Annotated in this window: 3 protein-coding genes; 2 read left to right on the top strand and 1 reads right to left on the bottom strand. The window is 71.9% G+C overall.

Going from position 1 to position 2,730, the window contains the following annotated elements; genetic code table 11:
- Positions 1-99: 99 nt before the first annotated feature.
- Entirely contained in the window at positions 100-1,170 is a 1,071-nt protein-coding gene (locus ACTHNQ_RS04045; RefSeq protein WP_440331313.1) for a substrate-binding domain-containing protein, read from the top strand.
- 7 nt (positions 1,171-1,177) lie between these two features.
- Here ACTHNQ_RS04045 and ACTHNQ_RS04040 read toward each other — a convergent pair whose 3' ends face one another.
- Complete coding sequence (locus ACTHNQ_RS04040) at positions 1,178-2,005, bottom strand: serine protein kinase RIO (protein WP_440331311.1); 828 nt, start codon at positions 2,003-2,005, stop codon at positions 1,178-1,180.
- Between the two features lie 216 nt (positions 2,006-2,221).
- Here ACTHNQ_RS04040 and ACTHNQ_RS04035 point away from each other — a divergent pair, with 216 nt between their 5' ends.
- On the top strand, positions 2,222-2,614 hold the full coding sequence (locus ACTHNQ_RS04035; RefSeq protein ID WP_440331309.1) for a tautomerase family protein: 393 nt from the start codon (positions 2,222-2,224) through the stop codon (positions 2,612-2,614).
- The last annotated feature ends 116 nt before the right edge of the window (positions 2,615-2,730 follow it).

Below are 2,730 nucleotides of genomic sequence, written 5' to 3'. Positions count from 1 at the left end.
CCCCCCCCCCCCCCCCCCCCCACGGCCGCATGCACGGGGTGCCGATCCCCTCACGCACGCGGACGCACCTGTCGAGCACGCACACGTTAGGGTGAGCCGATGATCGCCGAGCAGCGCCGCGAGCGCATCCTCCGCGAGATCGTCATGCGGGGCCGCCTCGAAGTGGCGGACTTCGCCCGTCGCACGGAGCTCAGCGGCATGACGATCCGCCGCGATCTCGCCGTCTTGGCCGAGCGCGGTCTGATCCGGCGCGTCCACGGCGGGGCGGTCCTGCCCGAGACCGCCGAGGCCCCCGCCGTGGGCACGCGCGGCATCGGGTCCTCGTCGCGTCCGGTGGCGACGATCGGCCTGATCGTCCCGGATGCCGCCTACTACTTCCCGCCCGTCATCCGCGGTGTCGGCGAGGCGGCCCGGGGCGCCGGCATCCGCATCGTCCTCGGAACCACCAACTACGACCCTCGCGAAGAGATCCACCAGCTCGCCCGCCTGGATGCCGGTGGCGTGGACGCGATCATGCTCGTCACCGCCCGCCCCGGTGTCGACGACGACACGACATGGGAGGCGATCGCCGACATCCGCACGCCGGTCGTGCTGGTCGAGCGGTCCGCCGACGGGGCACCGACCGCGCTGCGCGTCGACTCCGTGCGCTCGGATCACGGGTTCGGCGCCGAGCTCGCCGTCGACCATCTCGCCGAACGCGGCCATCGCGGCGTCGGACTGCTGCTGCGAGAGACGGCGACCGCGCCGTGGGTCGCCGAGGGCCACGCGCGTGCCGCCCGGCGCCACGCAATGGTGGATGCCCCGGTCGTCATCGCGCCCTCGCTGAGGTGGGGCGACGGATCGACGTCCGACGTGCTGCGCGGCTTCCTCGACGCGTGCCTCGACGCCGGCATCCGCGCCGCGGTCGTGCTCCCGGACGACCTCGCCGTCAGCCTTCTCGGCATCGCCGAGGGCCGTGGGCTGCGCGTGCCCGATGACTTCGCCATCGTCGCCTACGACGACGAGATCGCGTCGTTCGCGACGGTGCCGCTCACCGCGATCGCCCCGCCCAAGCTCGCGGTGGGCCGCCGCGCGCTCGAGGCGTGCCTCGCCCGCCTCGAACAGGGCGACCTGGCTCCGTCGCAGCGGATCCAGCTCACGCCGGCCCTGAACGTGCGCGAGTCCACCTGAGCGAGGCTCACCACATCATCGCCACGAGCTCGGCGAAGACGTCTTCGGGGTCGTTCTCGAGACCCCGCCGAGTGAACCACGCCGACACGTTGACGACGTCGCGGTACAGGAAGTCGTAGCCCTGCGGGTTCGCAGCGACATCGACGATCTGCGGCAGGTCGATGACGAGGACGCGACCGTGGTGGTCGAGCAGGTTGTACGGCGAGAGGTCGCCGTGCGCGAAGCCGGCGCGCGCGAACGCGCCGAGGATCGCGACGACCTGGTCGAACGCGTCGCGCAGCTCCTCGCCGTGCAGTCGGCTCTGCGCGAGCCGCGGTGCCGCCGTGCGGCCGTCTCCGACGAACTCCATGAGCACCTCGGTGTCGCTCACCTGCACGGGATAGGGCACCGGCACCCCGGCGCGCCACGCGCGGCACAGCGCCTCGAACTCGCTCGCCGCCCAGTGACCGGCCGCGACGGAGCGGCCGTACGAGGTCTTGCGATGCACCGCGCGGGCGTCGCGGGTGTTGCGCATCGAACGTCCCTCCTCGTACGACCCGGAACGGTGGAAGTCGCTGTGATGCGTGCTGCGGTAGCGCTTCGCCGCCAGCAGCACTCCAGAGGTGCCCGGGACGGCGCGCTCGATGAGATGGACGTCGGCCTCTTTGCCGGTCTTGACGACGCCGAGCTCGGTGTCGAACGCGCCGGAGGCGGTGACCACCCACGCGGGATGAGGCAGCGGGCCGCGCTGAGTGGGCGGAGAGGCCGGCCAGGTCGACCAGCGCTGATCGGGGCCGGGCTCGAGGTCCGGCGCGGTTACTGCGGAAGAAGACACGTCGAAGCGTGCAGAAGACATCGGAAGGACTCCAGAACAGGAGGCCGCCGACGGTCAACGGGTGTGGGCGACCTCGAAAGGAAGGACAGGGGTCTGGGGCGCGTCAAAGGCAGCCATCGTGCGACCTCCTCTCGTTCCGGGGTGCCGGGGCACCGATCGCGCTCACTCTAGCGGAACCGGCGGCGCGGCATCCATCCCCACGGCCACCCGCCGCGGTCCTGCCCCTATGGTGGGCACATGCCGAGCGTGCTCATCGAAGTGCGGCGGGGCTACTCCCCCGCCGAAGAAGTCGCCCTCATGGATGCCGTCCACGCGAGCCTGGTCACCGCGTTCAAGATCCCGGTCGAGGATCGCTTCAGCCGGGTCGCCACCTATGCGCCCCATCGCATGGTGGACGGGCCGGGACCCGGCGTCGCCGATGCCTACACGCGCGTCACGATCGACTGCTTCCCCGGCCGATCGCTCGAAGCCAAGCGGGCGCTCTACCGCGAGATCGTCGAACGGCTTGAGCTGCTCGGCATCCCGCGCGACAAGGTGTCCATCTTGCTCCATGAGAGCAGCTTCGAGAACTGGGGCAGCGGCGGCGTGCCTGCCGCCGACATCGATCTCGGCTTCACGGTGGAGGTCTAGCCCCGCCAGGCATGACGGCGGGGCCCCGCCACGCCCCCCGCCCCCCCCAACCCGACGGGGGGCCGGGTCCCACAACCGCGCTCCCGGGGGCGCCGGTGGAGGAGATGCTGGGCGAC

The organism is Microbacterium sp. (assembly GCF_051953575.1).
GTDB lineage: Bacteria > Actinomycetota > Actinomycetes > Actinomycetales > Microbacteriaceae > Microbacterium.
This window is presented reverse-complemented; position numbering and strand designations above follow the sequence as displayed.